23 protein-coding genes and 1 pseudogene are annotated in these 26,940 nt (G+C 61.2%); 14 read left to right on the forward strand and 10 right to left on the reverse strand.

The window, feature by feature from the left end:
• Positions 1-8 precede the first annotated feature (8 nt).
• The 4 genes from GY725_04495 to GY725_04510 form a co-directional block, all read right to left on the reverse strand.
• Positions 9-1,478, reverse strand: a complete 1,470-nt coding sequence (locus tag GY725_04495) for a sodium/solute symporter (GenBank protein ID MCP4003436.1) — start codon at positions 1,476-1,478, stop codon at positions 9-11.
• Between the two features lie 74 nt (positions 1,479-1,552).
• Complete coding sequence (locus GY725_04500; protein MCP4003437.1) at positions 1,553-2,977, reverse strand: HD domain-containing protein; 1,425 nt, start codon at positions 2,975-2,977, stop codon at positions 1,553-1,555.
• Positions 2,974-4,461: a HEAT repeat domain-containing protein gene (locus GY725_04505; protein MCP4003438.1), complete on the reverse strand. Its 1,488-nt coding sequence runs from the start codon at positions 4,459-4,461 to the stop codon at positions 2,974-2,976. The genes GY725_04500 and GY725_04505 overlap by 4 nt, the downstream gene beginning before the upstream one ends.
• Positions 4,462-4,883: 422 nt before the next feature.
• On the reverse strand, positions 4,884-5,711 hold the full coding sequence (locus GY725_04510; protein ID MCP4003439.1) for a tetratricopeptide repeat protein: 828 nt from the start codon (positions 5,709-5,711) through the stop codon (positions 4,884-4,886).
• A gap of 286 nt (positions 5,712-5,997) precedes the next feature.
• Here GY725_04510 and GY725_04515 point away from each other — a divergent pair, with 286 nt between their 5' ends.
• The 7 genes from GY725_04515 to GY725_04545 all read left to right on the forward strand — a co-directional run bounded on the left by GY725_04515 (position 5,998) and on the right by GY725_04545 (position 13,764).
• Positions 5,998-8,400, forward strand: a complete 2,403-nt coding sequence (locus GY725_04515; protein ID MCP4003440.1) for an MMPL family transporter — start codon at positions 5,998-6,000, stop codon at positions 8,398-8,400.
• Entirely contained in the window at positions 8,397-9,338 is a 942-nt protein-coding gene (locus tag GY725_04520; protein ID MCP4003441.1) for an isoaspartyl peptidase/L-asparaginase, read from the forward strand. Before GY725_04515 ends, GY725_04520 begins: the two co-directional genes overlap by 4 nt.
• A 35-nt stretch (positions 9,339-9,373) precedes the next feature.
• Positions 9,374-10,096: a hypothetical protein gene (locus GY725_04525; GenBank protein MCP4003442.1), complete on the forward strand. Its 723-nt coding sequence runs from the start codon at positions 9,374-9,376 to the stop codon at positions 10,094-10,096.
• Positions 10,097-10,183: 87 nt separating this feature from the next.
• Positions 10,184-10,759 (forward strand): hypothetical protein, encoded by a 576-nt coding sequence (locus tag GY725_04530; protein ID MCP4003443.1) that lies wholly within the window; start codon positions 10,184-10,186, stop codon positions 10,757-10,759.
• A gap of 29 nt (positions 10,760-10,788) precedes the next feature.
• Positions 10,789-11,661 carry a fumarylacetoacetate hydrolase family protein gene (locus GY725_04535; protein ID MCP4003444.1) on the forward strand — a complete coding sequence of 291 codons (873 nt, stop codon included), beginning with the start codon at positions 10,789-10,791 and terminating at the stop codon, positions 11,659-11,661.
• 48 nt (positions 11,662-11,709) lie between these two features.
• Positions 11,710-12,552 carry an enoyl-CoA hydratase gene (locus tag GY725_04540; protein MCP4003445.1) on the forward strand — a complete coding sequence of 281 codons (843 nt, stop codon included), beginning with the start codon at positions 11,710-11,712 and terminating at the stop codon, positions 12,550-12,552.
• A gap of 3 nt (positions 12,553-12,555) precedes the next feature.
• On the forward strand, positions 12,556-13,764 hold the full coding sequence (locus GY725_04545) for an alpha/beta hydrolase (protein MCP4003446.1): 1,209 nt from the start codon (positions 12,556-12,558) through the stop codon (positions 13,762-13,764).
• A 161-nt stretch (positions 13,765-13,925) separates the two neighbouring features.
• On the opposite strand, the gene GY725_04550 is transcribed toward GY725_04545, so the two are convergent.
• On the reverse strand, positions 13,926-14,702 hold the full coding sequence (locus GY725_04550; protein ID MCP4003447.1) for an outer membrane lipoprotein-sorting protein: 777 nt from the start codon (positions 14,700-14,702) through the stop codon (positions 13,926-13,928).
• 115 nt (positions 14,703-14,817) lie between these two features.
• Between GY725_04550 and GY725_04555 the strand changes: the two genes are divergently transcribed.
• The 6 genes from GY725_04555 (at position 14,818) to GY725_04580 (ending at position 19,885) form a co-directional block, all read left to right on the forward strand.
• Entirely contained in the window at positions 14,818-15,651 is an 834-nt protein-coding gene (locus GY725_04555) for an NAD(P)-dependent oxidoreductase (GenBank protein ID MCP4003448.1), read from the forward strand.
• Between the two features lie 45 nt (positions 15,652-15,696).
• Positions 15,697-16,377: a glutathione S-transferase family protein gene (locus tag GY725_04560; protein ID MCP4003449.1), complete on the forward strand. Its 681-nt coding sequence runs from the start codon at positions 15,697-15,699 to the stop codon at positions 16,375-16,377.
• 79 nt (positions 16,378-16,456) lie between these two features.
• Positions 16,457-17,518 (forward strand): hypothetical protein, encoded by a 1,062-nt coding sequence (locus tag GY725_04565; protein ID MCP4003450.1) that lies wholly within the window; start codon positions 16,457-16,459, stop codon positions 17,516-17,518.
• Position 17,519: 1 nt separating this feature from the next.
• Positions 17,520-18,329 (forward strand): enoyl-CoA hydratase/isomerase family protein, encoded by an 810-nt coding sequence (locus GY725_04570; GenBank protein ID MCP4003451.1) that lies wholly within the window; start codon positions 17,520-17,522, stop codon positions 18,327-18,329.
• A complete protein-coding gene (locus tag GY725_04575; protein ID MCP4003452.1) occupies positions 18,314-19,072 on the forward strand; it encodes a hypothetical protein in 759 nt (252 codons plus the stop codon). Before GY725_04570 ends, GY725_04575 begins: the two co-directional genes overlap by 16 nt.
• Before the next feature lie 39 nt (positions 19,073-19,111).
• Positions 19,112-19,885, forward strand: a complete 774-nt coding sequence (locus tag GY725_04580) for a hypothetical protein (protein MCP4003453.1) — start codon at positions 19,112-19,114, stop codon at positions 19,883-19,885.
• Here the strand turns inward: GY725_04580 and GY725_04585 are convergent.
• The 3 genes and pseudogenes from GY725_04585 to GY725_04595 all read right to left on the reverse strand — a co-directional run bounded on the left by GY725_04585 (position 19,873) and on the right by GY725_04595 (position 23,296).
• A complete protein-coding gene (locus GY725_04585; GenBank protein MCP4003454.1) occupies positions 19,873-21,126 on the reverse strand; it encodes an MFS transporter in 1,254 nt (417 codons plus the stop codon). The genes GY725_04580 and GY725_04585 overlap by 13 nt on opposite strands.
• 17 nt (positions 21,127-21,143) lie before the next feature.
• A complete protein-coding gene (locus GY725_04590) occupies positions 21,144-22,637 on the reverse strand; it encodes a carboxylesterase/lipase family protein (GenBank protein ID MCP4003455.1) in 1,494 nt (497 codons plus the stop codon).
• A 149-nt stretch (positions 22,638-22,786) separates the two neighbouring features.
• A pseudogene (locus GY725_04595) lies at positions 22,787-23,296 on the reverse strand (ABC-F family ATP-binding cassette domain-containing protein).
• Positions 23,297-23,517: 221 nt separating this feature from the next.
• Here GY725_04595 and GY725_04600 point away from each other — a divergent pair.
• Positions 23,518-24,768, forward strand: a complete 1,251-nt coding sequence (locus GY725_04600) for a sodium:proton antiporter (protein ID MCP4003456.1) — start codon at positions 23,518-23,520, stop codon at positions 24,766-24,768.
• Here GY725_04600 and GY725_04605 read toward each other — a convergent pair.
• Both GY725_04605 and GY725_04610 read right to left on the reverse strand, forming a co-directional pair.
• Entirely contained in the window at positions 24,750-25,877 is a 1,128-nt protein-coding gene (locus tag GY725_04605; protein ID MCP4003457.1) for a mechanosensitive ion channel, read from the reverse strand. The two genes, GY725_04600 and GY725_04605, sit on opposite strands and share 19 nt — an antisense overlap.
• Positions 25,868-26,911, reverse strand: a complete 1,044-nt coding sequence (locus GY725_04610) for an LLM class flavin-dependent oxidoreductase (GenBank protein ID MCP4003458.1) — start codon at positions 26,909-26,911, stop codon at positions 25,868-25,870. Before GY725_04610 ends, GY725_04605 begins: the two co-directional genes overlap by 10 nt.
• Between the last annotated feature and the right edge of the window lie 29 nt (positions 26,912-26,940).

Below are 26,940 nucleotides of genomic sequence, written 5' to 3' on the forward strand. Positions count from 1 at the left end.
CTGCTTCATCACAACGCCGGTCGCCTGGCACGAGCCAGTGCTGCGACGCCAAACGCCGTAGCGGCCCCCAGTGGAACCCAGAACGTCCACGCGAGCCAGACCTTGCCCAGAACGATCGGGTGCAAGAACAGGCACAACCCCACGAAGCTACCCGCCGCCAGGCCGGCGACGGCGCTGGCGTCGTTGCCCCGCTGACGCCATACGAATCCCAGGCCAAAGACCCCGAGCAGACCGCCGTATAGAATCGTCATGGCCGAAAGCGCAAACTCCACCAGGTTCAGCCCTCCCTCCGCTCCGCTGATCGCCCGTTGGTAGGCCGCCATGCCGACCGCCGCCACCGTGAGCATCAGGCAGAAGCCGACCGATGCGGCGCGGGTCCTCCGCGCGAGTTCTGATTCGCTGGCCGCGCGGCGATCGACATCGACCACCCAGGTCGTGGCGATTGCACAAACAGCGGAGTCCAGGCTCGACATGGCCGCTGCGAACAGGCCTGCGAACAAGAGACCCCGCAGTCCGGTCGGCAACTCGTGCAGGGCGAAAATCGGCACGATCTGGCGCGCATCCGCAATCTCGTAGCCCGGAGCCTGGGAGTAGAACAGGGCGAGCGAAGTTCCGATGAACAGGAAGAGCAGCGACATCGGAAAATTGATGAGTGCAGACCATGCGAGCGCCTGGGCTCCCGACCGTCCGTTTCGCGTGCTGAGCAGGCGTTGCACCATATCGTGGTCGGTCGCGTGCGTAGCCAGGGTCAGGAAGAAGCCTCCGATCACACCGACCAGGAAGGGCCGCGACTGGGAAAGAGAGAAAAGCGGATCGAAGTGGAATACGCGCGAGCGTTCGGCCTGTTCCGCCCAATCCAGAATGCCTGAAATTCCGCCGGGCATCTGGGCCGCGAGCACCGCGACTACACTGAGAGCCGATATCAGAAAAACGGCCGCCTGGAAGGTATCGGTCCAGATGACCGCGCGGATTCCTCCCGCTCGCGTGTACACACCCGCGATCAGCCCGGCTGCCACGATTGCTGTTTCGACGCTCCAGCCCGTCACCGAGGAAAACGCGAGCGCCGCGATGAAGAGACGCACGCCCGATGCGAGTACTCGCCCTGCAACGAAGCACAACGCGGCCACACGACGGGCCGTCGGGCCGAAGCGCTGCTCCAGATAGCCGTACACCGTGATCACGCCCATTCGGTGGTACAACGGAATGACCCGCCACGCGAGCAGGAGCTTTCCGCACAACGCGCCGAATGCGAGCTGAATATAGGACCAGTCACCGGTATACGAAGCGTGTGGAACTCCGATGAAGGTCGCTGCCGATAGCTCGGTCGCAACCAGCGATAGCAGCACGGCCCAGGTAGGCAAGCTGCGCTTGCCCAGTTGCAGATCGTCGGCACTGTCGTGCCCGCGTGCGGAGCGCAGACCGATGAGCAGCACCACACCGGCGTACGCCGCGATCGCCAGATAGTCCAGCGCCGTCAAGACCCGTTTTTCACCCTCTCGATTCGCGCCGCGAGAGCAGCCGCGATGGAGAGGAGCTTACCTGCTCGGGAACTTCAGGTCAGGTGTTGAGCCGGATCGATCTGGTATTCGGCCGTCTCCAGGACTTCAACGATGTGCACACCGTCGGGGTCCTTGGCGGTCGCGGACAGATCCCGGACCTCGCCGGAAACCCGCTCACCGTGCTCGTCGATCGCGATGCACACCTTGGGGAACTTCCCGTGCTCGGAATCAGCCGCGGCCTCCATGACCACGGCAATGGAGCTGTCCGAGAGCCGGACGGCGCCGCCTGGCGGGTAGGGACCGAGCATGTTCATGAAGTAGCCTAAAAGAGTGCGGTCTATCTGACTGCCCTGTGCGTGATACATCAGAGCCAGCGCGCGCTGGGGCGGTATCGGATGTGCGCGATAGATGCGCGCGCTCGTCATCGCGTCGTAGCGGTCCGAAATCGCGATCAGTCGACTCAGAAACCCCGGCGGCCTGCTCGTCGCCTGCGCGGGATAGCCGGTACCATCTACGTTCAGATGGTGCTCGTAGGCCGCCATCGCGATATCGATCGTGTCGGAGTTCACGCCCAGGCGGCTTGCGATCGAGAACAGGCCTTCGACAGGGTGGTCGTGCAATAGCCTGCGCTCTTCGGGACTCAGTGGATTGAGCTTGTTGAGTACGTGCCTGGGAACCGAGAACTTGCCCAGATCGTGCATCAACGCCGCCTGGCCAACGCAGTAGAGACGGCTTCGCGACAGTCCCACAGCCCGACCCAGAGAGATCGCTAGTAGTGCCACGTTCACCGAGTGGTTGAACGTGTACTCGTCGTAACCCTTGATGCAGGTCAGACGCAGAGCGTACAGCGGGTCGTGGTGAACCGAGTCGATCAGTTCCTGGACCGTGCGCTTGAGACGCTTCGCGTTGATTCTGTTCTTGGTACGAACTTCGTGAAATACACTCTTGACTACACCGATCGCCGAAAAGTACGCTTGCTTTTGCGATGCGTTTCCGGTTTCGGGAATTGCACTCTCGTCCCGGGGGCTGCCGATCACGACCTCGATGGCCGACTCCCCGCCTGGCTTGAGACCGGCCACGATCTCTTCTCGAGAACCGCGACCTTCAGCAGCTCGCAGCAGTCGCTCGGCAAAACCGAGCAGCTCACCGAGTTCGACCTGAGATCCGATATGAAAGGCGCGCACGCGAGAGATCCGCATTAGGCGCGCGAATGTGCGATAGGCCGTCGCCCGTGGCCCACACTCGGGAATCACCGCCCCGTCGAAGTAGATCGTTCCGCCTCGAATCGCGAAATCCGCACCACCACGCGCACTGCAAACCTGTCCGAGCAGCGATCGCACTTGTTCTCCACAGGAGATCACGTGTTCACTGCGTCCTTCCGACTCGCGAAAGGAACGGAACAACTCACTCCACAGACTGATCAGCGCGCGCCCGTGATCCAGGTTCACGGCGTCGTTCTCTTCGATTTCTCGATTCATCGGGTTCCCACCGGAGTGTATCGCAGAGCGTCTTGACAGACGGAAGCCAGCTTTCCGCGACCGTCCGCGTGTGTGTTCAGTACCTGCAGAGCTTCCGGACTGTTCATTGTGGCCAAAGCCATTGCAGCGCGCCGCCAGGTGTCGAGTTCGGAACGACCGGGCATCCATTTGCCTCGCAGCGTATTGCTCAGAAATCCAATGGCCGGTAGTCCGCCCCCGGCGCCGAGCGCCTTGAACAGCAGGTCCTTTTCCTCGTCACCGATCTGCTTGAGATCTGCAGATTCGAGCCGTTCGATGATCCGAGCACAGTCGAACTCTTTTCGGTCCTCGATCATGCCGGCGAGCGCTGCGATGCGCACGCTGGAGTCCTGATCGTCAAGTGCCAGACTCCAGAGACGTGGGCGGATATCGTCGTCGACCTGCAACATCAGCCCATCGATCGCTTCAACACGCAGAGCGGCGTTGTCTGAATCGAGACAGGACACGAGTGCTTCTTTTGCGTTTTCGTCTTTCAGGCGTCCGAGAACGCGCGCGAAGTAGCGATGATTGGCCCGAGCCGCGTGGAGCAGGTGTGCCATCACCGGTTCCAGAGCGCCGCTGCCTACCTTCACGAGCATATCGACGTAGAAGCGTTTGAGATGCTCGCCTTTGGAACGGGAAAGCAACGCACTGAGTGATTCCGCCGCCCAGTCTCCAAATCCCAAAAAGAGTGCCTCGGCCTGGTCTTCCTGGCACGTCCCTCGTTCCAGTGCAGTGGCGATCAGCGCGAGCCTGTCTGGATGGGCCATCCGTTCCAGGCTCTGTCGTACCGGGTACTGCGCTTCCAGTGGAAGCGAGCCGCGCATACCCACGAGTACGCGCGCTGCATCGTCGAAGCGTTCTTCGATCAGCAACCGTTCGAAGGATCGCTCGAGCAAGCGAGTGATTTCCTCTGCCCGGTCGTGCCGCTGCGGTCGAGTGAGGTTCTCGACCAGTGAGCCGATGAAGCTGGACCAGGCTGGATTGTCCTCGAACTTCTGGATCTCGCCGCGGATGTACACCTCGTCGACCGTGCTGATCTGGAAGGCTTCTTCATCGGGTACCGGAACCGCGCCAGTGGCCTGGCTCTCTTCCGCGGGGAACTGGAGTGCGGGAGTGGAGTCGCCTTCCAGGACCTCATCGGGTACCTCGAGATCCAGATAGGGATCCGTGGCAACAAAACGCACGTTCTGCAGGTCAGCCTCCCAGAGCAACGTGACGTAATCGCGCCCGGGATCCCCAGGTTCCATCCGCGTGGCGATCGCGCACAGGAAGCGGGTCAATTCCTCCAGGTCGAGTCCTTCTCCGAACATCAATCTGCGAATCCCTACGCGATACAGACGGGCGGGAAGGTCCGAAGTATCGTTCGGATGGAGCACAGTTTGGGATTTCCACAGCAACTGGTCGGGAAGCACCTCCAGGTCGAGTGGCAAGAGCGCGCCGAAGCGCGGTTCGAGTTCTCGCAAGAGGGTCTCGCAGATTGGCTCATCCGGCGAGTACGTACGAAAGGTCCGCTCAGTGCGCAGCAAGGCGCGAACGACAGATGAAACTCCACCCAGTTCCGGTTCTGATGGGGTGACCGTCGCCGGTTCCGCCTCTGAAACGGAAGTGCACTCGACGCCCAAGGGTTCCGAACTTGCGTGCTCATGAAAGCTGTCTTCTGTCGCCATTCTCCGCCGCCCAATAAGAGTACAGGCAAGAGAATCGGCGCGAGCTAGAGCGGTCTTTATCAGTGCGGGTCCAAAGACGACACGAACGTCGTATTGCCTGTCGCTGGTGGACCGCCTGCCTCTCAATGACCGATCTGACCGGCCTGACTCGAACTCGCTATCCGCGCAGCGGCGGAATCCAGGTTCGCCAGTTGCCGCTTCTGTTCACGAAAAGGCAATCAGCCTTCGGTGAGCTTCTTGTAGGCGTGGTAGTGACGCAGCGCATCGTTGCTCCGCCCGAGCAGTTCGCACAGACCCGCGAGATTGAAATGGGCATCTGCGAAGTCCGGGTCCAGTGCGACCGCGCGCTCGTAGTGGACGATCGCTTGAGACGCCCCCTGGGCGTCTTCCAGCGCCAGGCCCAGATTGAAATGCACGACTGGATCGTCCTCACTGTGTTCCAGGGCAGCCTGATACAACTGAATCGCCGAACCGGGATCTCCCGACACGTGAGCGAGCCGGCCCAGATTCACGTAGGCGTCGACCAGTTCCGGATCGAGTTCGAGCGCTCGCGCGTAGGCGTTGGCGGCACCTTCGTGGTCATCGTCCTCCAGATCGAGAGCGCGGCAGAATTCCCGCTCGGCCAGAGCTCGCCGCGACTCGCTCGAACGAGCCGCAGCTGCGCTGCGCAGGTCTTCCACCCGATCCGCCAGTTCGTCCACGTCGAAGTTGAACAGGGTCTGGCCGGTTTCGGGTTGCCAGGCCGCATCTTCGGAGCGCACCGCCACATTGCGTCCGTCCGCGAAGATGCGCAGGCCCGAGAGCGGCTGCTCGAGCGCCAGATCATCGGCCAGCGCCGCCAACGCTCGTTGAACTCGCACCCGCGGCACATTCGCCTGAAACAGTCCCTGGGCGGCCCGAAGTACCACCAGATCCTGGAAAGAGAAGGAGTAGCTCCGGCCGTCGCGGACTGGACGGCAGAGTCCCGAGCGCACCAGCTCCCGGACCTGCAATTCCTTCATGCCCAGGATCCGCGAGACCTCCGCGGTGGACAGATTTCGACTCATGGCGTGGGCCCCCCCCAACGATCCCTATTCTACTGGGAAGCTACCTCGATTGTCGGGTTCGCCCATTCCGGCTCGCTTGCCAGTTCCCGGCCGCGAAATTCCTCCGACTGGACCCGGAGGTCTGGAACATCCAAACTGGGTCCTCTGGTTGGATCCGAGTGAGGGTACACCGTTGAGTGTTTTGTGGGGACATTGGAGTACTCCGTCTTTCGTTTACCGTCACCCGTTCGTTTTCCCGGTCGTTTTCCCGTTGGGGCGTTGATTTGCACAGGGAGTCTATTTCGCCTTGACGGTACACGAGCGCATCGAACTCGGTTTCGAACGATGGGGCCATTTCGTATTCCGGGCGCGCTGGTATGTGATCGCGTCGGTGTTGGTCCTGACCGGCTTTCTGGTTTCCTTTCTCCCGCAATTGGAAACGGATTTCTCGGGTTTGGGCTATCTGGACAAGCGGGATCCCTCTCGCGTGGTCTACGAGAAGTTTCGCGAGCAGTTCGGCACCGAGGGGCGGATCCTCATCGGGTTGAATCCGCCGGAGGTTTTCGATCTGGGTTTTCTCGAACTCTTGCGAGAACTCCACACCGATATCGAGAAAGAGGTTCCACACCTCGATGAAATCAATAGCCTGATCAACGCCCGGCATACCCGCGGCGAAGGGGATCGGCTGATTGTCGAAGATCTGATGGAAGCCTGGCCCGAGAGCGAAACTGATCTCGAGAAGTTGCGCGAGAGGGTCTACGCGAATCCACTGTATGTGAATACCGTGATCTCCGAGAGTGCTCGCTTCACCTCGATCAACGTGTCGGCGAATACCTATTCGTCGGCCGGAGCCGAAGAGTCTGAGCTCGAGGGTTTTGACGAGGACGACGGTCGAGGAACGCTTCGCACCGGCGAAGAAGAGAAGGAACTGCTCGCCGCGCTCGAGTCGGTCGTCAATCGCCATCGAACGGGTGACTATCCGATCTACGTGATCGGCGACATGATCATGAAGCACAGGCTCACGGATACTTCGCGCCGAGACATGACTGTGTTCAGCTCGATGACGATCCTCTCGATCATTCTTCTGCTCTTCCTCCTGTTCCGTCGCACTAGTGCAACTCTGCTTCCGATGTTGGTGATCCTCGCGTCGGTGCTTGCCACCCTGGGAGCGATGGCCATGCTCGGCTATCCGTTCACGGCCACCATGCAGATTCTGCCTTCGTTCTTGATTGCGGTCGGTATCTGCGGATCTGTCCACTTGCTGGCGATCGTCTATCAGAATCTGGGTCGCGGTCTCGAACGCGAAGACGCGATCGCCGCGGCGCTGGCGCATTCGGGTCTGGCGATCGTCCTGACGAGTGCGACCACCGCCGGGGCGCTCGGTTCCTTTGCCTCGGCGAGCGTAGCCCCGGTAGCCCATCTGGGGATCATCTCCCCGATCGGCGTATTCCTGGCGTTGCTGTACACACTGACGCTATTACCGGCTCTGCTCTCCCTGGCAAAGCTCCGCCCGCCGTCCGTCGGCTCCGAGGTTCGCCAGCGCACGAGCGACTGGCTGGTTCGCATCGGGGAGTTTGGTACGCGTCGCCCCGGATTCGTATTGGGTTTCACCGGCCTACTCCTGCTGGTTGCAATCGCGGGGCTCACCCGGATTCACTTCGCGCACAATGTGATTCGCTACCTGCCGACGAGCGATCCTTTGCGAATGGCCACCGAGCTCCTGGACGAGGAACTCGGCGGCAGTGAAACTCTCGAGATCCTGGTCGACGCAGGGAGCGAGAACGGATTGCACGATCCGGGCCTGCTGAAGAACCTGGATCGCATCATGGGCATGGCGTCAGACTACGAGGGATCGATCGCTGTCGGCAAGGCGACTTCGATCGTCGATGTGCTCAAGGAAACCCACCAGGCTCTCAACGAAAACCGCTCTGAGTTCTACACGGTGCCCGAAGCCAGACCTCTGGTGGCGCAGGAGTTGCTGCTCTTCGAAAACAGCGGCTCCGATGATCTCGAGGATCTAACCGACTCTCAGTTTCAGCTGGCTCGCGTGACACTTCAGGTTCCCCAGGGAGACGGCGTCGACTACTTGCATCTGATCGAAGATCTCGAACCGGCCTTTCACGATGTGATCGGTGAAGGAGTAGAGCTGACGCTCACCGGTATGTCGGTTCTTTCGTCCCGGGTGTTCCTTCAGATGTACACCAGCATGGCCAATTCCTACCTGATCGCCTTCTGCGTGATCACCACACTGATGGTGCTATTGATCGGGCGTCTGGGCCTCGGCTTGCTCAGCATGGTTCCGAATCTGATTCCGGTCGTGTTCGTGCTCGGGGCCATGGGCTGGTTGGATGTACCGCTGAACATGTCGACGCTACTGATCGGCAGCATTGCAATCGGCCTGGCCGTCGACGACACCATCCACTTCATGCACAAGTTCACGCGCTACTTCGAAAAGACTCGGAGCGTCAGTGCGGCAGTACACGAGACATTGGTCACGACAGGATCAGCCATGCTGATTACCTCCGTCGTATTGTCGACCAGCTTCATGTTCTTCGTGTTCGGCTATCTTACCAGCATGCTCACATTCGGGTTTCTTACCGCTTCAGCGACCATGATGGCCTTCTTTGCCGATATCCTGATCGCGCCTGCGCTCCTGACGCTCATCTATGGGAGAGATGCCGCGGTTGAACCCGGTGCGGGTGCGGCGTGACTGAGATCTCTCTCGCGGTACACGGCGGGGCCGGGGGGCCGTCACGGGCTCCCAGTGAGAGCGAGCGCGATGGGTTGCGTCGCAAGGCGTTGGCCGCTGCCCTGCGCAGCGGTCACGAGATCCTGAGTCTCGGCGGTTCCGCCCTGGATGCGGTCGTTGCGGCTGTCGTCGTGCTCGAAGACGACGAGGTATTCAATGCGGGACCCGGGAGTGTGCTGCGTTCCGATGGCGGTGTCGTCATGGATGCTTCGCTGATGGACGGGGCGACAGCTCAGGCCGGTGCCGTCGCCGGAGTTCGTCGCATCCGCAATCCGATTCGCGGAGCTCGTTGTGTACTCGATGATGGACGATACGTCTTGCTCTCGGGAACCGGTGCCGAGGATTTCGTCTCGGACCGCGGAGTGATGCTCGCGGATCCGCAGAGTTTCGTGACCGAAGCGCGCGCGCGGCAGCTCGAGTCGACCCGCCGTCGCCAGAGTGTTCTGCTCGATCACGACGCCGAAGGCCTTGGTACCGTTGGTGCGGTCGCACGCGACGCGAACGGCCACCTGGCCGCTGCAACCTCGACCGGAGGTATGACCAACGCACTGGCTTCGCGTATTGGTGACTCGCCACTGATTGGCGCGGGCACCTGGGCCGATGATGCGACGTGTGCGGTTTCCGGTACCGGCGAGGGGGAGATCTTCATGCGCTCCGCCTTCGCGCACGAGATCGACGCTCGAATACGTCTGGCTGGTGAGAGCATCGCTGAAGCCTGCACGGGCGCGCTCGCACGGGTTGTCCGGCTCGGCGGTGTCGGAGGTGGCATCGCTCTCGCCGCCGAAGGCCAACCAGTACTCGATCTGACCACGTCGGCCATGCCGCGAGGCGCGATCGGTGCAGACGGAGTCGCGCGCATCGCTCTGCTGGCCGGGGAGCCGCTGCGCCCTGCATCCTGATCTGTGGTGATATGCTGCGTCGCGAGGACGAAGCGTTGGAGAAGCTCATCTATCTGATCTGGTCGCCGAAAGAAGGCGATCCCGATCGAATCCAGAAACAGCTCTTGCAGGACTGCGCGCCGCGCCTTCTGGAGCTGAACCCGCGAGGGCTCTCGATGAACATCGACGATTCGCAGTCGATCGTCGCCAGCCCCACGCCGTGGCCAAAGGCCGAAACTCCATTGGCTGCGGAGGTGTGCATCTGGCTCGATTGTTGCGATCGTCGCGCATCCTTTGAGCGGATATTCTCGGAGGTTGGCAGTGAAACCGCGGGTTATCTGGTAACCGAGTCGCTGTATACCGACTACGGAGGCAATCGGCACGGCAAACCACGGGACTGGCCAGACGGGCAGCGTTCACCCGGAGTGCTGACGGTGACTCTACTCGAGAAGCCCGCCTCCATGTCTCATGACGACTGGATTGATCACTGGCACGGGACCCAATCGCCAGAGTCCGAGGCCATCCAGCCGCGTGCTCGCTATGTTCGCAACACCGTGGTCCGAGCACTCACCTCGAATGCTCCTCCTTATCTCGGTATTGTGGATGAAGCCTGGCCCTCGGCCGAGCACATCAGCGACCCCATGCTCTTTTTCCAGGCTGAAGGCTCTCGAGAACAGATGACGAAGAACATCGAGCGCATGATGGCCAGCGTCAGTGGATTCCTGGAACTGGATCGTATTCGCAACGTAACGATGAGCGAATATCTGTTGAAGACCTGAAGACCTGACGATCGGCGATGACGACGAAAGTCGAATGGAGCCCGGCCGGCCAGAACGCTCAGTAACCCCATCTATTAGAGGAAATCAATGTTCCACAGCATCTACGTCGGACGGTATGCGATCGTTGCGCTACTGGCTTTCGGCTTGACCGGTTGCGGCAGCGCAGAAGAGAAGGTCCCGAGCCAGGTCACCGTCCCGGATCAACCCGCAGCTCCCAGTGAATCCGAACCGAAGGACCAGCCCGTCCCCACCGAAAAGCCCGAACCGGCCCCGACACCCGTCGTCAAGACTCCAGCGCCCGCGCCTCCGCCCGTTACCAAGACTCCGCCACCGACATCCCAGCCTGTCGCCAAGACCCCGGCCGCGGCAAGCCTGCGCGGCGACGCGGCGGCCGGCGCGTCGCTTTATCAAACGTACTGCTCGTCCTGCCACGGCGACGGCATCACTCTGGGACCGCTGGGCAAAGCCCTGCAACCGCCTCCGCCCATGCACGGCGATCGCGCCTTCATGTCCACTCTTTCTGACGAGCAACTGTACAAGGCGGTCAAGGAAGGCGGAGCCGCGGTCGGGAAGTCGCCATTGATGGCTCCATTTGGTGAGCTCATACCGGACCAGGGCATCAAGGATCTGATTGCTCATATGCGCAAGATCTCGGGAACCTGATCACAGCCGACCAGGAAGGAAAACGCAAAATGAAGCTAGCCACGTTCACTCATGCCGGAAAGACACGCATCGGTGTCGTGATCGGAACCGAGATCGTCGATCTCGCTACGGTCGCACCAGGCCTGCCGACCGAGATGATTGCGTTTCTGGAAGCTGGGGAACCGGCGCTGGATGAGGCGAGCAGCGCGTCTGAAGCAGCGCGTTCGCGCCTGCCGCTGGCCGAGGTGAAGCTCGAGGCCCCCGTTCTCCGACCGCCCAAGATTCTGGCCGTGGGGTTGAATTACAAGGACCACATCGCAGAGGCGGGCATGGACACGCCGAAGGTCCCCATGATCTTCAACAAGCAGTCCACCTCCGCGCACGCCCCGAACGAAGCGTTTCACCTTCCCAAGGTTTCACATCGGCTCGACTACGAGGGTGAACTGGGCTTCGTAATCGGTCGGCGCTGTCGCCACGTTCCCAGGGAGCGGGCACATGAGGTGATCGCCGGTTACTGCGTGGTAAATGACGTGAGCGTTCGCGACTGGCAGATACGCGTACCCACCTTCACGATGGGCAAGTCCTTTGACACACACTGCCCGTTCGGTCCCTATATCGTGACCCCCGATGAAGTGGGAGATCCGCACTCGCTCTCGATCCGCACGTGGGTCAATGGCGAAGAGCGCCAGAACTCCAACACCAAGGAACTGCTCTTCGATTGCTACACCCTGGTGGAGCATCTCTCGACCGCCTTCACACTGGAGCCGGGCGATCTGATTCCGACTGGCACGCCTGGTGGAGTCGGGGGTGTTATGAAGCCTCCGTCCTGGCTGGTCGAAGGCGATACCGTGCGCATCGAGATCGAGCGGGTCGGGGTACTCGAGAACGGCGTCATCGCGGAGCCCGATACCGCTCTCATCTAAATCACGCGCGGCCCTATACTAGCTGGGAGCCCACCCAAAGGAGACTTCATGAGTGATCGCCGTCGTATCGAGACGAATACCGACCATCTGCACGCGCACGTAGAAGACCGTGTAGCCGTGCTGACCATGAACCGTCCGGAACGCCGCAACGCACTCTCCGGCGAGATGCTCAGCGGACTGGCCATCGCACTCAGGGAGGCGGAGGTCTCCAGTGACGTCGGATGCGTAGTGCTGACCGGCGCCGGGGGCGGGTTCTGCTCCGGCGGGGACGTCAAGGGCATGAACGAACAGTACAGTGGTTCGGGCGGCACGGGCCGGCGGATCGGTATCGACGAGTCGATCCATCTACAGCGCCTGCAGCAGCGCGAGACGTCGGGGCGCATCTACGAGATGCCCAAACCCGTGATCGCCTCTCTACCCGGTGCCGCAGCGGGTGCCGGTTTCGGACTCGCACTGGCGTGTGATCTGAGGATTGCTTCGGAGAAGGCCATCCTGACTACGGCGTTTGCCAAGGTCGGATTCAGCGGCGACTACGGCGGCACCTTCTTTCTGACGCGGCTGGTCGGTCCGTCTCGCGCGCAGGAGCTCTACTACCTGTCGGAGCGCATCGATGCGAAGGAGGCAGAACGCCTGGGTCTGGTGAATCGCGTGGTACCCGAATCTGCCCTCGAGGAGAAGACGCTCGAACTCGCGCGCCAGCTGGCTCACGGCCCGGCCATCGCCTACCGCTACATGAAGGAGAACATCCAACGCGCAGCGGGAGGTGCCGAGATGGGTGAGTGTCTCGATCTCGAAGCAACCCATCACCAGCACACCGGGCGCACCGAAGATCACAAGAACGCCGTACGGGCATTCGTCGAAAAGCGCACGCCCAAGTTCGAAGGGCGTTAGTAGATGATCTCCCTGCTCTTTCTCGGCGTAAGCCTGGTGGGCGCCGCGTTCAGTGCGAGTTCACTGATTCAGGTAAGACGGCTCTGGTATTTCACCTTTCCCTATTTCATGGGAGCGTGGCTCACCAGCGAATTGGCTCTGCACCATATCGCCTGGCAGGCTGCGGCGACGATTGGCTTTGTGGCTTTCGGAGCGCTGGAGCAGTGGCAGGGTGTCCTGGGGCTGGTGATCACATTCGCGTCCTGGGGAGCTTTGCTGATTGCGCATCGCCGCGCGGGTCATGCTGGGCCCATTCTCAGCCAGGTACTCGACGATCCCGAGTTCCAGCCGCTACCCAAGATTCCCGTATCGCGTCTGACCAACCCGTTCAGCATGAAGCTTCCGGGTGTCGAGCACGTGCGCGACATCGCTTATTGCGATGTGCAGGCGGACGATAAAGGTCGGCGAAATCTGCTCGACGTGATCAAGCCAGCTGCGCCGGGTGAGAACCGTCCGGTGCTGCTGCACATCCACGGTGGCGGCTGGGTGATCGGTGAGAAGGAGCAGCAGGGCCAGCCGCTCATGAACTACATGGCCTCGCGGGGTTGGGTCTGCGTGGCGTCGAACTATCGACTCAGCCCCAAGGCGACCTTCCCTGCGCACATCATCGACGTGAAGCGCGCCATCGCCTGGATCCAGGCCAACATCCGCGAGCACGGTGGCGATCCGAGTTTCATCTGCATTGCCGGTGGCTCAGCCGGTGGGCATCTTTCATCGCTTGCGGCACTGACGCCCAACGATCCGGCGTTTCAGCCGGGCTTCGAAGACGTCGATACGAAGATCGCTGCAGCGGTTCCGTTCTACGGTGTCTACGATTTTCTGGATCGCCACGAAATCCGCGGCAGCATGTCGATGAAGCCGATGCTCGAGCGCATGGTTCTCAAGTGTTCGCCGGAGGAGAGCCGAGATGTCTGGGAGAATGCCTCGCCGATTGCGCGCGTATCGGATCAGGCCCCGTCATTCTTCGTCATCCACGGCACGCACGACTCGCTCGTGTTCATCGAAGAAGCCCGAGTATTCGTCGACGCCTTGCGGGAAAAGTCGAAGAACCCGGTGCACTACGCCGAGATCCCCGGCGCCCAGCACGCCTTCGAGATCTTCAACTCGAGGCGAAGCGAACGCACGGTAGAGGCCGTTGGCGGGTTTCTCGAGCGGGTCTACAGGGAGAGGTAGAAATCCCGACAGGAGCGGTCTTCTCGGCGAGTCTGCCTAGCGGGCTTCTTCGGCCCAGGTGAGTGTACCGTTCATGTTGGCGATCATCTGGCCCCGATTATCGTAGGCCGATACACCGCCGGACTCACGCACGGAAATGTAGGGGACCTCCCCCTGCGTTTTCAGGGGCCGGCGGCGACCGGGGCCTGGACGCGAAACAATGAATCGCTCAGCACCGGATCCTGTTGCGAACTGTCGACCAGGATCATGGTCGAGGTGCCGTCCCTGAGATCGGTCATGAGGGTGACCTGCGGGATCCACGCACCGCCCTTCTTGACGACACGCGACGGGTTCAGCGTCAATTCCTTGCGCAGCCCCTTGCCCGTCTCATAGATCTCTGACTTCACGATTACGCAGCGTTCCTTGTCGATCGATGTGATCACGCGATCGTAGTTGGAATCATCGCTGCGAGTTTCGATGACGAACACGGGTCGGTGACGGTATTCACTGTCTTCGAGACGCTTGACCTCTTCGGGCCGTTTCATGCCGACCAGAAGTTCGAGATCCTCGTACGTGAAGTCCGATCCCAGAAGTGCCAGCGAGCGAGCACTGCCGCTGATCCGTTTGCTTTTTGCGCCATCTTCGGTGCGGAAGTACATCTCGTTCTCGCCGTCCCTTTCGAGCATCAGGAACGAACTGCCCTTCACGTCTTCCGGTTCGATGAACTTCAACAGGAGTTCGCGCTGTCCGGCTTCGTTTCGCCGGCCGTAGGCCATCACGATCGTCTCGCGCTGCGCGCCCGTTCGATCCCGGGAGCTGACCCGCAGCCCGCGAATCGTACTGGGTTGGGGCAGATTCCGAGCCAGGCAATCGGCTTCGTTGTGTAGAGTCTCTTCCGCACCCGCGGGGACGGGTCCGAGCATCAGCAAGACGACGAGGAGGCCTAACGCGTTTTTCATATTCGGGATCGTACCAGTCACCGCACTAGCCGTAAAATCCCGATTTTTGCTCAGAAAGCCCGAACCTCCGGGACCCGCATCGGGAAAACCGCCGGAACCGGTCTACAATGCGCCTGTGAAACTCGGAATTCTGCATCCCGGCGCCATGGGTTCGACCGTTGCGGCTTCCGCGGCCTGCAATCTGTCGCACGTGTTATTCGCTTCCGAGGGGCGGAGCTCCGCTACCATCGAACGCGCTGAGCAGGTCGATCTGGAAGATGTGGGAAGCCTCTCGAATCTGGTCGAGCGCAGCCAGATCCTGGTCAGCGTCTGTCCACCGGCCAGTGCAATGGAGCTGGCAAACCGGGTTGCGTCCCTGGGCTTTCGCGGCATCTACGTCGATGCGAATGCGCTGAGCCCTGCCACTGCCCGGAAACTCGAGCAGGTGTTCGCCGGTCAGGCGGACTTCGTCGATGGTGCTCTGATCGGCCCACCGGCGCATCGCCCGAATACGACCCGACTGCACCTTTCCGGAGCCCGTTCCGAAGAGGTGGCGCGTTGCTTTGCAGAGGGTCCTCTGGAAGCATGCGTGATCGACGGGCCCGTCGGCGCTGCGTCAGCCCTGAAGATGGTCTTCGCCGCCTACACGAAGGGCAGCGCAGCTCTGCTCGCGGCGATTCACGCGGTTGCCCGCGTCGAGGGTGTCGATGCCGAACTCATCCGGGAATGGCAGCAGTCGATCCCGGACCTTCCCGGTCGACTGAAGGTCGGCTCCGCGAGCATCGCACCCAAGGCCTGGCGATTCGTGGGCGAGATGCACGAGATTGCGGCCACCTTCGAGGCCGCGGGGCTTCCTCCCGGTTTCTTCGAGGCGGCTGCAGAAGTCTACGAGCGCCTCGCCGAGTTCAAGAACGTCGATCCGTCTCCTGGGCCCGACGAGGTCGCGGAGCGTCTGCGCAGGGGGCGTTGAGTTCTGACAGAATGGGTTCGTCTCCCATCAGCTGGAAGGATCCCCATGATCGACCTGTACACCGCGCCGACTCCCAACGGATGGAAGGCCTCGATCACGCTCGAAGAACTCGATCTTCCCTATGAGGTCTGTGCGATCGACCTCTCGAGCAACGAACAGAAGACACCCGAGTTTCTGGCGATCAACCCCAACGGGCGAATCCCTGCGATCGTCGACCGCGACTCCGGAGATTTCGCCGTTTTCGAGTCGGGCGCGATCATGCTCTACCTGTGTGAGAAGGAAGGCTCCGGTCGCTTGCTTCCGAAGGACCCGAAGGGGCGCTCACAGGTCATCCAGTGGCTGATGTTCCAGATGGGCGGTGTCGGACCCATGCAGGGACAGGCGAATGTCTTCTTCCGCTACTTCCCCGAGAAGATCCAACCTGCGATCGATCGCTACCAGAACGAAACCAAGCGCCTCTACAGCGTGCTCGATGCTCGTCTTGCCCGTTCCGAATACCTGGCGGGTGAATACAGCCTGGCCGACATCGCGAACTATTCCTGGGTGCGCATCCACGGCTGGTCGGGTGTCGACATCGCCGATCTGCCCCATCTGCAGCGCTGGCTCGATGCGGTTTCGAGTCGACCCGCAGTCGAGCGCGGGGTGAACGTGCCCAAGATGCCGGAGCAGGCCGAAGCAACGGAAGAGAAGCTGAAGGCGGCCGGCGCGAAGATGATCCAGAAATAGCGACGGGATCGCGGCGCCCCGTGGGTGCCGGAATTCCCGGCACAGGCCGTTCCCGGCCCGACTCGCCGGAGGAGTATTGATGCGAGGTCTACTTCTCATTTTGCTCGGACTCTTGATCCTGGCCGGAGGCTTTTTCTTGAAGCTGGCCAGTGACTCGGGTGCGTTTGCGGAAATCGATCCGCACTTCAGCGGTTCGTGTCGCCTGGTGAAAGGTGCACTGGGTACGGAAGACGTAACCATTCATCCCGATACCGGGATCGCCTACGTTTCCGCGTCCGACCGTCGCGGCCTTCTCTCAGGCTATCCGCTGAGCGGTGCGATCTACGCCTACGACCTCGCCGATCCCCAGGCGAAACTCCTATCGCTGACACCCGAAGCCGGACCGGAGTTTCAACCGCACGGGATCAGCTTGTGGCGCGGTCCCGAGGGGCGCGAGCGTCTGTTCGCAATCAACCATCCACCCGACCAACCCGACGAAGTGCAGATATTCGATCTGGTCGGCGGCCGACTCGATCACGTCCGCACGGTGACGGATCCCGGACGGCTCTTCATGCCCAACGATCTAGTGGCCACCGGACCCGAACAATTTTATGTGACCAGTACGCACGTCAATCCACCGGGAGGCGCGCAGTTGCTCGAGAACATCCTGAGCCTGAAGGGCGCGAAGATCCTGTATTTCGACGGCAAGGAAATTCACACAGCCGTCGGGGACCTGGTCTTTCCGAACGGGATCAACATCGCGCCCGACGGCCTTCGCGTCTACGTTTCCACTACCACGCTGGGAGATCTTCTGGTCTTCGACCGCGATCCCGAAACCGGAACGCTCAGCCATGCGTGGACGCTGCCGGTCGGCAACGGACTCGACAATATCGAAATCGACGCGACCGGTGCACTCTGGATCGGCGCCCATCCGAAGACGCTTGATTTCCTGGCGCACGCTGGCGATCCGGACGCTCTTTCTCCTTCGCAGGCCCTGCGCATCACACCTGACGAGATCCATTCGATCGTCGATGAGGTATACCTCGACGACGGTTCGCAACTCAGCGGAAGCTCTGTCGCTGCGCGCCGCGGCGAGCGGCTTCTCATCGGGCAGGTTTTTGGGGATGGGATTCTGGATTGCACTATGAAATCGGAGAGTTGATATGAGCCGGCGATACCTGGAAGTGAATAGGCGGGGAAACGTTCTGGACGTGTGCATTTCGAATCCGCCGACCCACACGCTTACTGCGGGCGGTGTTGCGGAACTGAGTCAGTTGCTCGATGAAGTCGAGGAGGACCCGGGCATTCGCGTTCTGGTTTTCACCGGAGGTGGCGAGGGCGTGTTCATCGCGCACTACGAGGTCAATGAACTCGCCGACTCGGCCGACCGCAGTCCTGAACAGATGGGAGAATCCGACGATCACCCGGAGCAGCTTCACGCGATGCACCGGGTCTGTCTGCGTCTGGAGGCGCTGCCTGTCATCACCGTCGCCGCCGTGAACGGAAACGCCGCCGGAGGGGGCTGTGAGCTGTCACTTGCCTGCGACTTTCGATTGATGGCCGACGGTCCTTTCGTTTTTGGTCTGCCGGAGACCAGTGTGGGAATCATTCCAGGGGCCGGGGGTACGCAACGCTATGCGCGCCTGCTGGGAACGGCGCGCGCTCTCGATTTGATCCTGCACGCGCGCCTGCTCAATCCCCTTGAAGCGCTCGAACTCGGACTTCTGCACAGGCTCTTCCCGGTCGAATCGTTCAACGATGAAGTTCGGGATTTCGCCGACGATCTGGTGAGCCGGGCGCCGATCGCTCTGGCTGCAGCCAAAGAGGCGATCCGCCGCGGCGCGGAAGAACTTCTGGAAGACGGACTCCAGATCGAGCAGTCGTGCTTCAACCGCACGATGCGTTCGCGCGACGCCGCCGGGGCGATGCGCGCCTGGCTCGAAGGCAAGACCTACGAATGGAAGGGGGAATAGTGGCGGGCAGCGAAAACGAGATCGTCTTCGACCACATCGCGCTTGCGGCGCCGGAGATTGCCTGTGCGCCCGAGTTTCTGGTTGGCCAGCTAGGGGGGCTTTCCGGTTTCGGTGGGCCGAGTCCCGAGTACAGCTGGTGGCATTGGGATTTCGATGGCGGGGGGCGCGTCGAAGTGCTCGAGCCGAGAGGAAAGCCGGGTGGTTTCATCCATCGCTTTCTGGACAGTCGCGGGCCGGGAATCCACCACGCAACTTTCAAGGTGCCCGACCTCAAGAAGGCCTGCTCGCGCGCAGAGGGACTCGGCTACACGATCGTCGGTTTCAATGATTCAGAGCCCAGCTGGAAGGAAGCTTTCCTGCACCCGAAGCAGGCGATGGGTGTGGTCGTGCAGCTCGTCGAAGCCGGGCCCGGAAGCGGCGATGATTTCGCGCAGCGCTACCCGTCTCCCGCGCCCGCCGAACCGCGCGATCGACCCGCTTCGGTGTCGATCGTCGGGCTGCGCATGCGCAGTGGCAACCCCGAGGCCGTGCAGCGCCAGTGGTCGGGCGTCCTCCAGGGCAAAGCGACAGAAAACGAGAATGAGATCGTCTTCACATGGCCCACATCGGGCATGCGGGTTGCGGTGACGATCGAGGATCGCTCCGACGATGTCTCGGAGTCCATTGAAGTCCGATCAGACAGAACACTGAGCCTGCCGAGTGAGGCGTTACCTCTTCTGGGCGCACGTTTCGTTCAGGTCTGACGCTTCTCGTCGTAACTCAAAGAGCATCGGGGAGGTCCTATGTCGATTCGACTCCGCCAACTCTGTTTGGTGACCGAAAACCTGGATCCGGTTCTGGAAGACCTGAAACAGGTTCTGGGCCTCGGGGTCTGTTTCGTCGATCCAGGTGTCGCGACCTTTGGCCTGGAGAACTCCCTATTACCCGTCGGTAGCAACTTCCTCGAAGTTGTGGCTCCGACGCGAGAGGGAACCGCAGCCGGTCGTTATCTGCAGAGGCGCAACGGCAATGGCGGGTATATGGTGATCTGCCAGTGCGATGATCACGCGACTCAGATCGAACGCCGCAAGCACGCGCTCGATCGCGGAATCCGCATCGCCTTCGAGCACGAAAGCCCCGCCTATCACATCCTTCAGTTGCATCCGGGTGACACCGGAGGGAGTTTTCTCGAGATCGACTGGGATGCGCGGGAAGAACCGGAGGGGCACTGGGAGCCGGCCGGTGGGGATGGCTGGACCACAGCGGTGCACACTGGGGTAGTGAGCGAGTTCCTGGCCGTGGAAATCCAGTCCCCCGACCCTCAGGTGCTCGCCGATCGCTGGAGCGACATCGCGGGTATCCCGTTGCGCAAGGATGTACAGGGTCGCTGCGAACTCCCACTCGACAATCTCCCCGTGCGCTTCGTACAAGCCAGCGATGGCCGGCCCGAAGGGCTGGGCGGAATTGACCTGAGGGTGGTCGATCGCGACCGCCTGCTACGCGTCGCAAGCGAACGCGGTTGTCGCGTTTCCGACGAGCAACTGTTGATCTGCGGAACTCGTTTCTACTTGCGCTGATCCGGGTCCGGGATGGCTCCGCTGATCGTGTAGTGCCGTAGTTCGGGCATGTACACGCTCACGATACCCAGGATGCCCAGGCAGGCGAAGCCGCCCGCCACGACCGAGAATGTCGCGCTGGTCAACGCAGCCAGGAACCCGGATTCGGCCGCTCCGAGTTCGTTGCTCGCACCGATGAAAATCATGTTCACCGAGTTCACCCGCCCGCGCAGACTGTCGGGTGTGGAGAGCTGCAGAATGATCGTGCGAGTCACCATGCTCACCTGATCGGCCATGCCCGCGAGCACAAAGGCTGCAACCGAGAGCGGGAATGAGCGCGAGAGGCCGAAGATGATCGTCGCGAGTCCGAAGAAGAGCACCGAGATCAGAAGTGCGCGTCCGGGTCGTTCGATCGCTGGGATCATCAGCAGAAGGGCGGCCATCGAGACCGTTCCAATCTGCATCGAAGCGCTGAGCAGGCCGTAGCCGAACTCACCGACGCCCAGGATCTGGTCGGCGTACACCGGCAAGAGGGCCGTTGCGCCCGCGAAGATGACGGCGAACATGTCGAGTGTCATCGAGCCCAGGATTGCCGGTTGCGCGCGCACGAAGGTGATTCCCTCGCGGATGGCCTTGAAGGATACGTCGCGTTCTTCTGCGCCCGGAACAGGTGGCAGAGTCACGCGCCGTAGAGCCAGGAGGGATATCGCCAGGCAAGTAACTGTGGTCGCGTAGGCTGCCGAAATACCCAGGCTCCCGCTCACGATGCCCATCAGTACGGGTCCGCTCACATTGGCGATGTTGCGAAAGTTCGCGTTCACTACGGTCGCGGCAGGGAATAGCGCGCGAGGCACCAGATTCGGCAGGATCGAGGCGCCCGCGGGATTCTCGAAACAACTCGACATGGCCAGCACGAAGGCCGCGACCAGTATCAGCTCTCGCTCGAAACCGAAGGCACCGGTTCCGAGCGCTAGAGCGAGTGAACCCAAGAGAGAGACCCCCTGAGTCGCCAGGACGATGTTCCGCCGATCGTGAGTATCTGCGACCGCGCCCGCGTACAGCGAAACCGGAATCACCGGAAGAAACTCGACAAAACCGATTACACCCAACCAGAAGTAGGAGTCGGTTACCTTCCAGATGTGCCACGCGATCGTTGCGTGCAGCAGAGAACGGCCCAGGCTGGAGAAGAACCGGGATACCAGGTAATGACGCACCGCGGGAATGCGCAGCACTACCCGGGTGGGGTGCGCAGACTCAGGCACGATTCAGTTCACAGGCGCTATCGCAGGCCGTGCCAGCAGCGTCGCTCGGCTGCGAACGGGTCGGAGTGAAGCTCCGATTCATCTCCGAATACCAGGGTACTGCGCGCCGCCGCATCGTAGGCTGGCCAGTTCGGAATTCCCTCGTGATTTGGATCTCCGTTTCGTATGAAGGAAACCCAGGCCGCGTGCATGGCGTCGGCGACGTGTTGTGGTTGGGGTCCTTCGCCCAGAAACGCTCCGACTCCGGCGCGGTCCAGATTGTCGAAGACGAATGGGATCTCGAGTGCATGGGTGGCGCCGAGCTTGCCTCCGAAACCGCGCGATTTCCAGTCGAAGAGGTACATATGGGTGGTCGAGCTCTGGGGGAATCGCGCTTCCGCCAGCCGGATTGCCGGAATGCGGAACATATGATCGCTGGAAACCGCGACCGCGAGTTCACCGCCACTCGCACCGGGACGAGACTGACGGTAGGCATCGAGCAGTTCATCGCTCCCGCCCAGTCCGGCAACCATCCGCGAGAGCTTCGTTTCGTCGAGTTCTCCAAACCCGAACAGAGTGGCTTCATCGGAATTCGTTCCGATCAGCACCGGAACTTCCGAGTTCAGGCCAGAGCGGATGGCTTCGAGCGGATCCCGGTCGATCACGCGCCCATCGACTGTCGGATACAGCGGCGCTACTGCGACCCCCAGGGCGTTAGTCCGACCGATCCCTTCGTTCATCTCCTTGTCGATTTTCGCCTGCGCATCGAGAATCTCGGGCACCGTCAATCGCTTCAGATCCGCAGCGGAGCGAATCGAAAGCAGATCACAGAATAGATCGGTCACCTTCTCCGAGGCCGAGACCGGCAATGTGTGATGGGCTGCACCGCTCTGGGCGATGGCTCGCTTGAACAGTCCGGTCGCACGCTGATTGCCGAGTAGAGTGCCAATACTGAAACCACCGGCAGACTCGCCCGCAATCGTCACATTCTCCGGATCTCCGCCGAAGCTTGCGATATTGTCGCGCACCCATTCGAGCGCAAAGATCTGATCGAGAGTTCCGTTCGCTCCCGAAGAAGCAAACTCGTCACCAAAACGCGCCAGATGAGCGAATCCCAATGCCCCGAGTCGGTAGTTGATGCTGATCACCACGATGTCACTGTTTCGAGCAAACTTCGAACCGTCGTACCAGGGGATGGCTCCCTGCCCGGTGCGGTAGCCGCCGCCGTGGATCCAGACCAGTACCGGTCGTCGCGCGTCGTCGAGTGCGGGAGTACTGATGTTCAACGTGAGGCAGTCCTCGTCCCAACGGGTGTTGGCGACGCCGGTCAAGCCAGTACCGGGATTCTGCGGCGAAGCCGGGCCAAAACGCTTGGACGGTCGCGTTTCACTCCACGGTTCGTGGGACTGAGCCGCACGGAAACGCAACGGTCCAACCGGAGGGGCCGCGTAGGGAATTCCGGCAAATAGCAACACGTCGTTCTTCTGGCGGCCTTCAACTCGGCCCTGGGCGGTTCGCGCGATCGTCGTCATGGATTCCTCCGCATCTACATGCTGATCTTACCGGGTCCCACGAGTTCGTGCCGAAGCTCGAACGGCCGGAATCAGCGCTTCCGAACGGTCAACTCTCCCACGTCGTCCGCTCCTACGCGGTCCAGTCGCCACACCCACTGCGTACAGCGCTACGCAAAGACCTCGTCGTGGCTCACCAGGAGCAACGCGCCTGGATAGGTCGCCAAAGCGGCTTCGAGTCGTTCGACCCCGGGCAGGTCCATGTGGTTGGTCGGTTCATCGAGCACAAGAGCCCAGACCTGGCGTCCAAGAGCGAAAGCGAGCATGAGCTTGCGCGCTTCCCCGGGTGAAAGACTGCGCGAGGCCAGAAGTCGGTCGGGATCTACTCCCAGGGCCGCGAGCACGGTCAGGACGCGACCGCGCATATCTGGGAGGAGCGCTCGCACTCGATCGAGCAAATCGAATTCCTGTCGCGCATCCAGTTCCTGCGGCAGCTACAACAATCGCTCCTCAGGGATGCGCATGCGACCGACCAGTGTCTCCAGTAGCGTGGTCTTGCCGGAGCCGTTTGCACCCACCAGGCCGGTCCAGCCGGTGGGAATCCGGAAATTGAGATCGTTCGATAGAGGTGCTGCGCCGGAATAGGAGAAGGCAGCACGCGAAAGCGCGATGGAGAGCATGGGGACATCCTCTGGGCGCGCGATACTCCGAGAACCCGGAAACCGAAAGCTCGAGTGAACTCGCGCGTGGGTTCGAGATCAGGCGATGCCAGGATCGCCGGGAACCGTCAGGTCTAGAGGATGTGGTCTATCACTCCGCTTCTCCGATAAATGGGGAATCGTGAGATTCCTCCGCCAGCAACGGGTCGCAGCTTAGTCCTGAAAACCGCAAGATACAAGGCATGGATCTCTTCGAAATTCTCGGTGCACTGACCACCCTCGCCGCATTGTTCAGTTGGGTCAATTTCCGTTTCATCGGGTTGCCGACGGCGATCGGCTTGATGCTGATTGCCCTGGTCTTTTCGTTAGTGCTGATCGCGCTGGGTCGCATGGGTTTCGGAATCGAAAACGAGGCGCGGGCGATTCTGAAGGCGATGCCTCTGGACCAGGCGCTCATGCACGGAATGCTCGGAGCATTGCTATTTGCGGGTTCGTTGCATGTGAACCTGAACGAACTCGCTACCCAGGGTCGCGTGATCGGAACCCTGGCCACAATTGGCGTGGTGACCTCGACTCTGATCATCGGAATCGGCGCCAGTAGCATCGGCGGCTGGCTCGGGATCGACATCCCCTTCATGTACTGGTTGCTCTTTGGCAGTCTGGTTTCTCCAACGGACCCGATCGCGGTGCTGGCCGCACTCAAACGCGTGCACGTGCCCAAGACGCTCGAGGTCAAGATCGCGGGCGAGTCACTTTTCAATGACGGGTTTGCCGTCGTGCTTTTCCTGGTCCTTCTAGCTGCGGCCACAGGCGCCGACAGTGGAGAAACGATCAGTTCAGGCGAAGTCGTGAGGCTCCTTCTGCAAGAGGCGATCGGCGGGGTTCTGTTCGGCCTTGTCATTGGCTGGGTCGCCTATCTGATGCTCCGCAGCATCGACGACTATCAGATCGAGATCCTCATCACACTCGCCGTGGTGACGGGCGGCTACGCACTCGCGCACGCTTTGCACACATCGGGTCCTCTCGCGATGGTGGTCGCGGGCCTGCTCATTGGCAACCACGGGCGATCGTTTGCGATGTCGGATCGGACCCGAGAACGACTGGACGACTTCTGGGAACTGATCGACGAACTCCTGAACGCTTTGCTGTTCATGTGGGTGGGATTCGAAGTGCTCATCATGAGCTTTGAGCCCACTCGACTCACCTTGGGACTGCTGTGTATTCCTCTGATGCTGCTCGCGCGCTGGCTCAGTGTGCGAATTCCGGTTCTGGTATTGTCGCGCTCGCGTACCTTCAGTCCGCACGCGACTGCGATGTTGACCTGGGGTGGTCTGCGCGGTGGGATCTCGGTCGCGCTTGCGCTATCGCTTCCTGAAAGCGAGGCGCGTCCCTTCCTCGTCGTGGCGACCTACATACTGGTCACGTTCTCGGTACTCGTCCAGGGACTGACGCTCGAGACCGTAGCCAAGCGTTTCTACGGCACGGAAGACTGATCTCGCGCGCGTTCGTCCAGTTTCGGATCGCTTTCGGCGAGGGCTTTCTCGATCGCCTCGATCCGGTCTCGCGCAGTGTCGCGTCGTGACTTGATTGCCCCGCGCTCTGGACCCTCGGGTGCGGCCTCGAGTTCCACGTCCAACTCTGCACACTTGCGCTTCAGTTCCTGACGCTCTTCGAGCAGATCGTTTTGTGCGGCGGCCGCTTCCGCTTTGTCGAAAACGATTTCCTCCGGCGCCGGCTTCGCCGTCCTCGATTTGAGGGGTGCCGTCTCATCCGGTTCTGCGATCACCTGCTGGTTGCGATCGAGGAGGCGCTGGTTGACGAAGGCCGGGGATACGATCTCGATGCCATCTGCGTGCAGGGAGTCGAGGATTGCCGTTCGCAAACGAGTGCGCGCGCTCAACAATTGCTTGACCTCGGAGAGAAATCCGCACACGCGATAAGAGATCGAGAAATCCCCGAGTTCCAGTAGTTGCACATAGGGGTCTTGAAGCTCGGCGGCGTGCGCTGCTTCGATCAGCCGCTCCTCGACCCGATCGTGGGGGATGTCATAGCCCAGCGAAAGTGTTGCGGAGATGATCGTGCCCGAAGAACGAACGACCTTCATCGGGTTCGAAACCAGAAAGAGATTGGGCAACGTGACCAGATCGCGATCCTCGGTCTGCAGTTCGATATGTAGCAATCCGCGTTCCGTAACACGACCGAGTCGATCGGCCACCTCAACGAAGTCGCCCGGTCGGAAGTTGCCCACGGCCCGCAGCATGAGGCCTGCCATTGCGTTTCCGATCAAGGTCGTCGATGAGAGTGCGATGGCCGCCGATAACACGATTCCCAGGAGGCTCAGCAGCTGTCCGCGCATCGTCTCACCTACAGGCAGGCTCAGTACCACGGCGATCGCCCCAGTTGCAGTCAGCGCGACCATCAACAACTGCTTCGTTATGCGACTCGTCGCTTCGAGTGAAGTCTCGCGCCTGAAAAGGAGGTAGTTCGTCAGGGCCAGAATCACCAAGACCAGGCTCGAAGTGATGATCAGTGGCAGAAGCGTCCAGAACACCTCGATGATTCTGGAAACGAAGTCAGCGTCGAGGAGATTGCTCAGGGACATTCCTCTCGCACGATTTCAATCGCTCGTCCGAGCGTGTCGAGTCGCTCGTGCGCAGAATCTCCGCGCGCGTGCAGCATCATCTGACCGACACCGACATCCCGGTACATGCGGATCCGCTCGCGGATGCGCTTCTCGTCGCCGATCAAACTGGTCTTGAGTACCAGTTCGTCCGGGACACGCTGGATGGCTTCCTGGCGCTTGCCGGCCTTCCAGAGTTTCTGGACCTCGATCGCCGCATCTTCGAAGCCGCCTCGGCGATAGGCCTCGTTGTAGAAGTTGGTCTTGGCGGAACCCATCGCACCCAGTGAAAACGCGACTCCCGGCTTTCCCTTCTCGATCAATGCTCCCAGATCACCGAACTCCACCGGCGCGCCAACGCCGATTACCAGATCGGAAAGCTCGCGCCCGGCCTTCTTGGCTCCTGCGCGCAGATACGACAGATGGGCTTCCGCCTCTTCCGGAATGAAAGACGTACCGAGCCAGCCGTCAGCCGCCGCGCCTGTGTACTCCAACGCCTTCGGACCCAGCGTCGCCAGATAGATGGGGATGTCGGGGTTTGCGGGCTGGCTCAGGCGCAGCGCCTTGCCCTCGCCGCCGGGTCGTGGGAGCTGAAATTCGCGCCCGTGGTATTCGAGCTTTTCACCCGCGAATGCTTTGCGCACGATTTCAACGGTCTCGCGCATCCTCGTCAAAGGTCGTGCGAAAGACTGGCCCTGAAGGCCTTCGACGACCTGAGGACCGCTGGCGCCCAGCCCCAGGATGAAACGCCCGCCCGAGAGCCGCGACAGGGTCAGCGCAGTCATCGCAGTCATGGAAGGCACGCGCGCGCTGATCTGCATGATCCCGGTACCCAACTGTATGCGTTCCGTACGCGCAGCCAGAAAACTCAGGGAGGTGACTGCGTCTTCGCCCCAGGCCTCGGCCGACCAGGCCACGTCGACTCCGATTCGCTCGGCTTCGACTGCAAAATCAATCACTGCAGTGGGATCCGTCCTTCCAGAGTCCGCACTGCCGATTCCGATCCCGATCTTCATCTGATTTCCTTCACGTGGTCCCGTTGCCG

This window comes from bacterium (assembly GCA_024226335.1).
GTDB lineage: Bacteria > Myxococcota_A > UBA9160 > SZUA-336 > SZUA-336 > JAAELY01.

Coding starts and splice junctions, on each gene's coding strand:
- GY725_04500 (MCP4003437.1), bottom strand. CDS start 2,977: ATGAATCGAGAAATCGAAGAGAACGACGCCGTGAACCTGGATCACGGG.
- GY725_04565 (MCP4003450.1), top strand. CDS start 16,457: ATGCGAGGTCTACTTCTCATTTTGCTCGGACTCTTGATCCTGGCCGGA.
- GY725_04540 (MCP4003445.1), top strand. CDS start 11,710: ATGAGTGATCGCCGTCGTATCGAGACGAATACCGACCATCTGCACGCG.
- GY725_04600 (MCP4003456.1), top strand. CDS start 23,518: ATGGATCTCTTCGAAATTCTCGGTGCACTGACCACCCTCGCCGCATTG.
- GY725_04545 (MCP4003446.1), top strand. CDS start 12,556: ATGATCTCCCTGCTCTTTCTCGGCGTAAGCCTGGTGGGCGCCGCGTTC.
- GY725_04580 (MCP4003453.1), top strand. CDS start 19,112: ATGTCGATTCGACTCCGCCAACTCTGTTTGGTGACCGAAAACCTGGAT.
- GY725_04550 (MCP4003447.1), bottom strand. CDS start 14,702: ATGAAAAACGCGTTAGGCCTCCTCGTCGTCTTGCTGATGCTCGGACCC.
- GY725_04530 (MCP4003443.1), top strand. CDS start 10,184: ATGTTCCACAGCATCTACGTCGGACGGTATGCGATCGTTGCGCTACTG.
- GY725_04535 (MCP4003444.1), top strand. CDS start 10,789: ATGAAGCTAGCCACGTTCACTCATGCCGGAAAGACACGCATCGGTGTC.
- GY725_04590 (MCP4003455.1), bottom strand. CDS start 22,637: ATGACGACGATCGCGCGAACCGCCCAGGGCCGAGTTGAAGGCCGCCAG.
- GY725_04570 (MCP4003451.1), top strand. CDS start 17,520: ATGAGCCGGCGATACCTGGAAGTGAATAGGCGGGGAAACGTTCTGGAC.
- GY725_04610 (MCP4003458.1), bottom strand. CDS start 26,911: ATGAAGATCGGGATCGGAATCGGCAGTGCGGACTCTGGAAGGACGGAT.
- GY725_04605 (MCP4003457.1), bottom strand. CDS start 25,877: ATGTCCCTGAGCAATCTCCTCGACGCTGACTTCGTTTCCAGAATCATC.
- GY725_04510 (MCP4003439.1), bottom strand. CDS start 5,711: ATGAGTCGAAATCTGTCCACCGCGGAGGTCTCGCGGATCCTGGGCATG.
- GY725_04560 (MCP4003449.1), top strand. CDS start 15,697: ATGATCGACCTGTACACCGCGCCGACTCCCAACGGATGGAAGGCCTCG.
- GY725_04575 (MCP4003452.1), top strand. CDS start 18,314: ATGGAAGGGGGAATAGTGGCGGGCAGCGAAAACGAGATCGTCTTCGAC.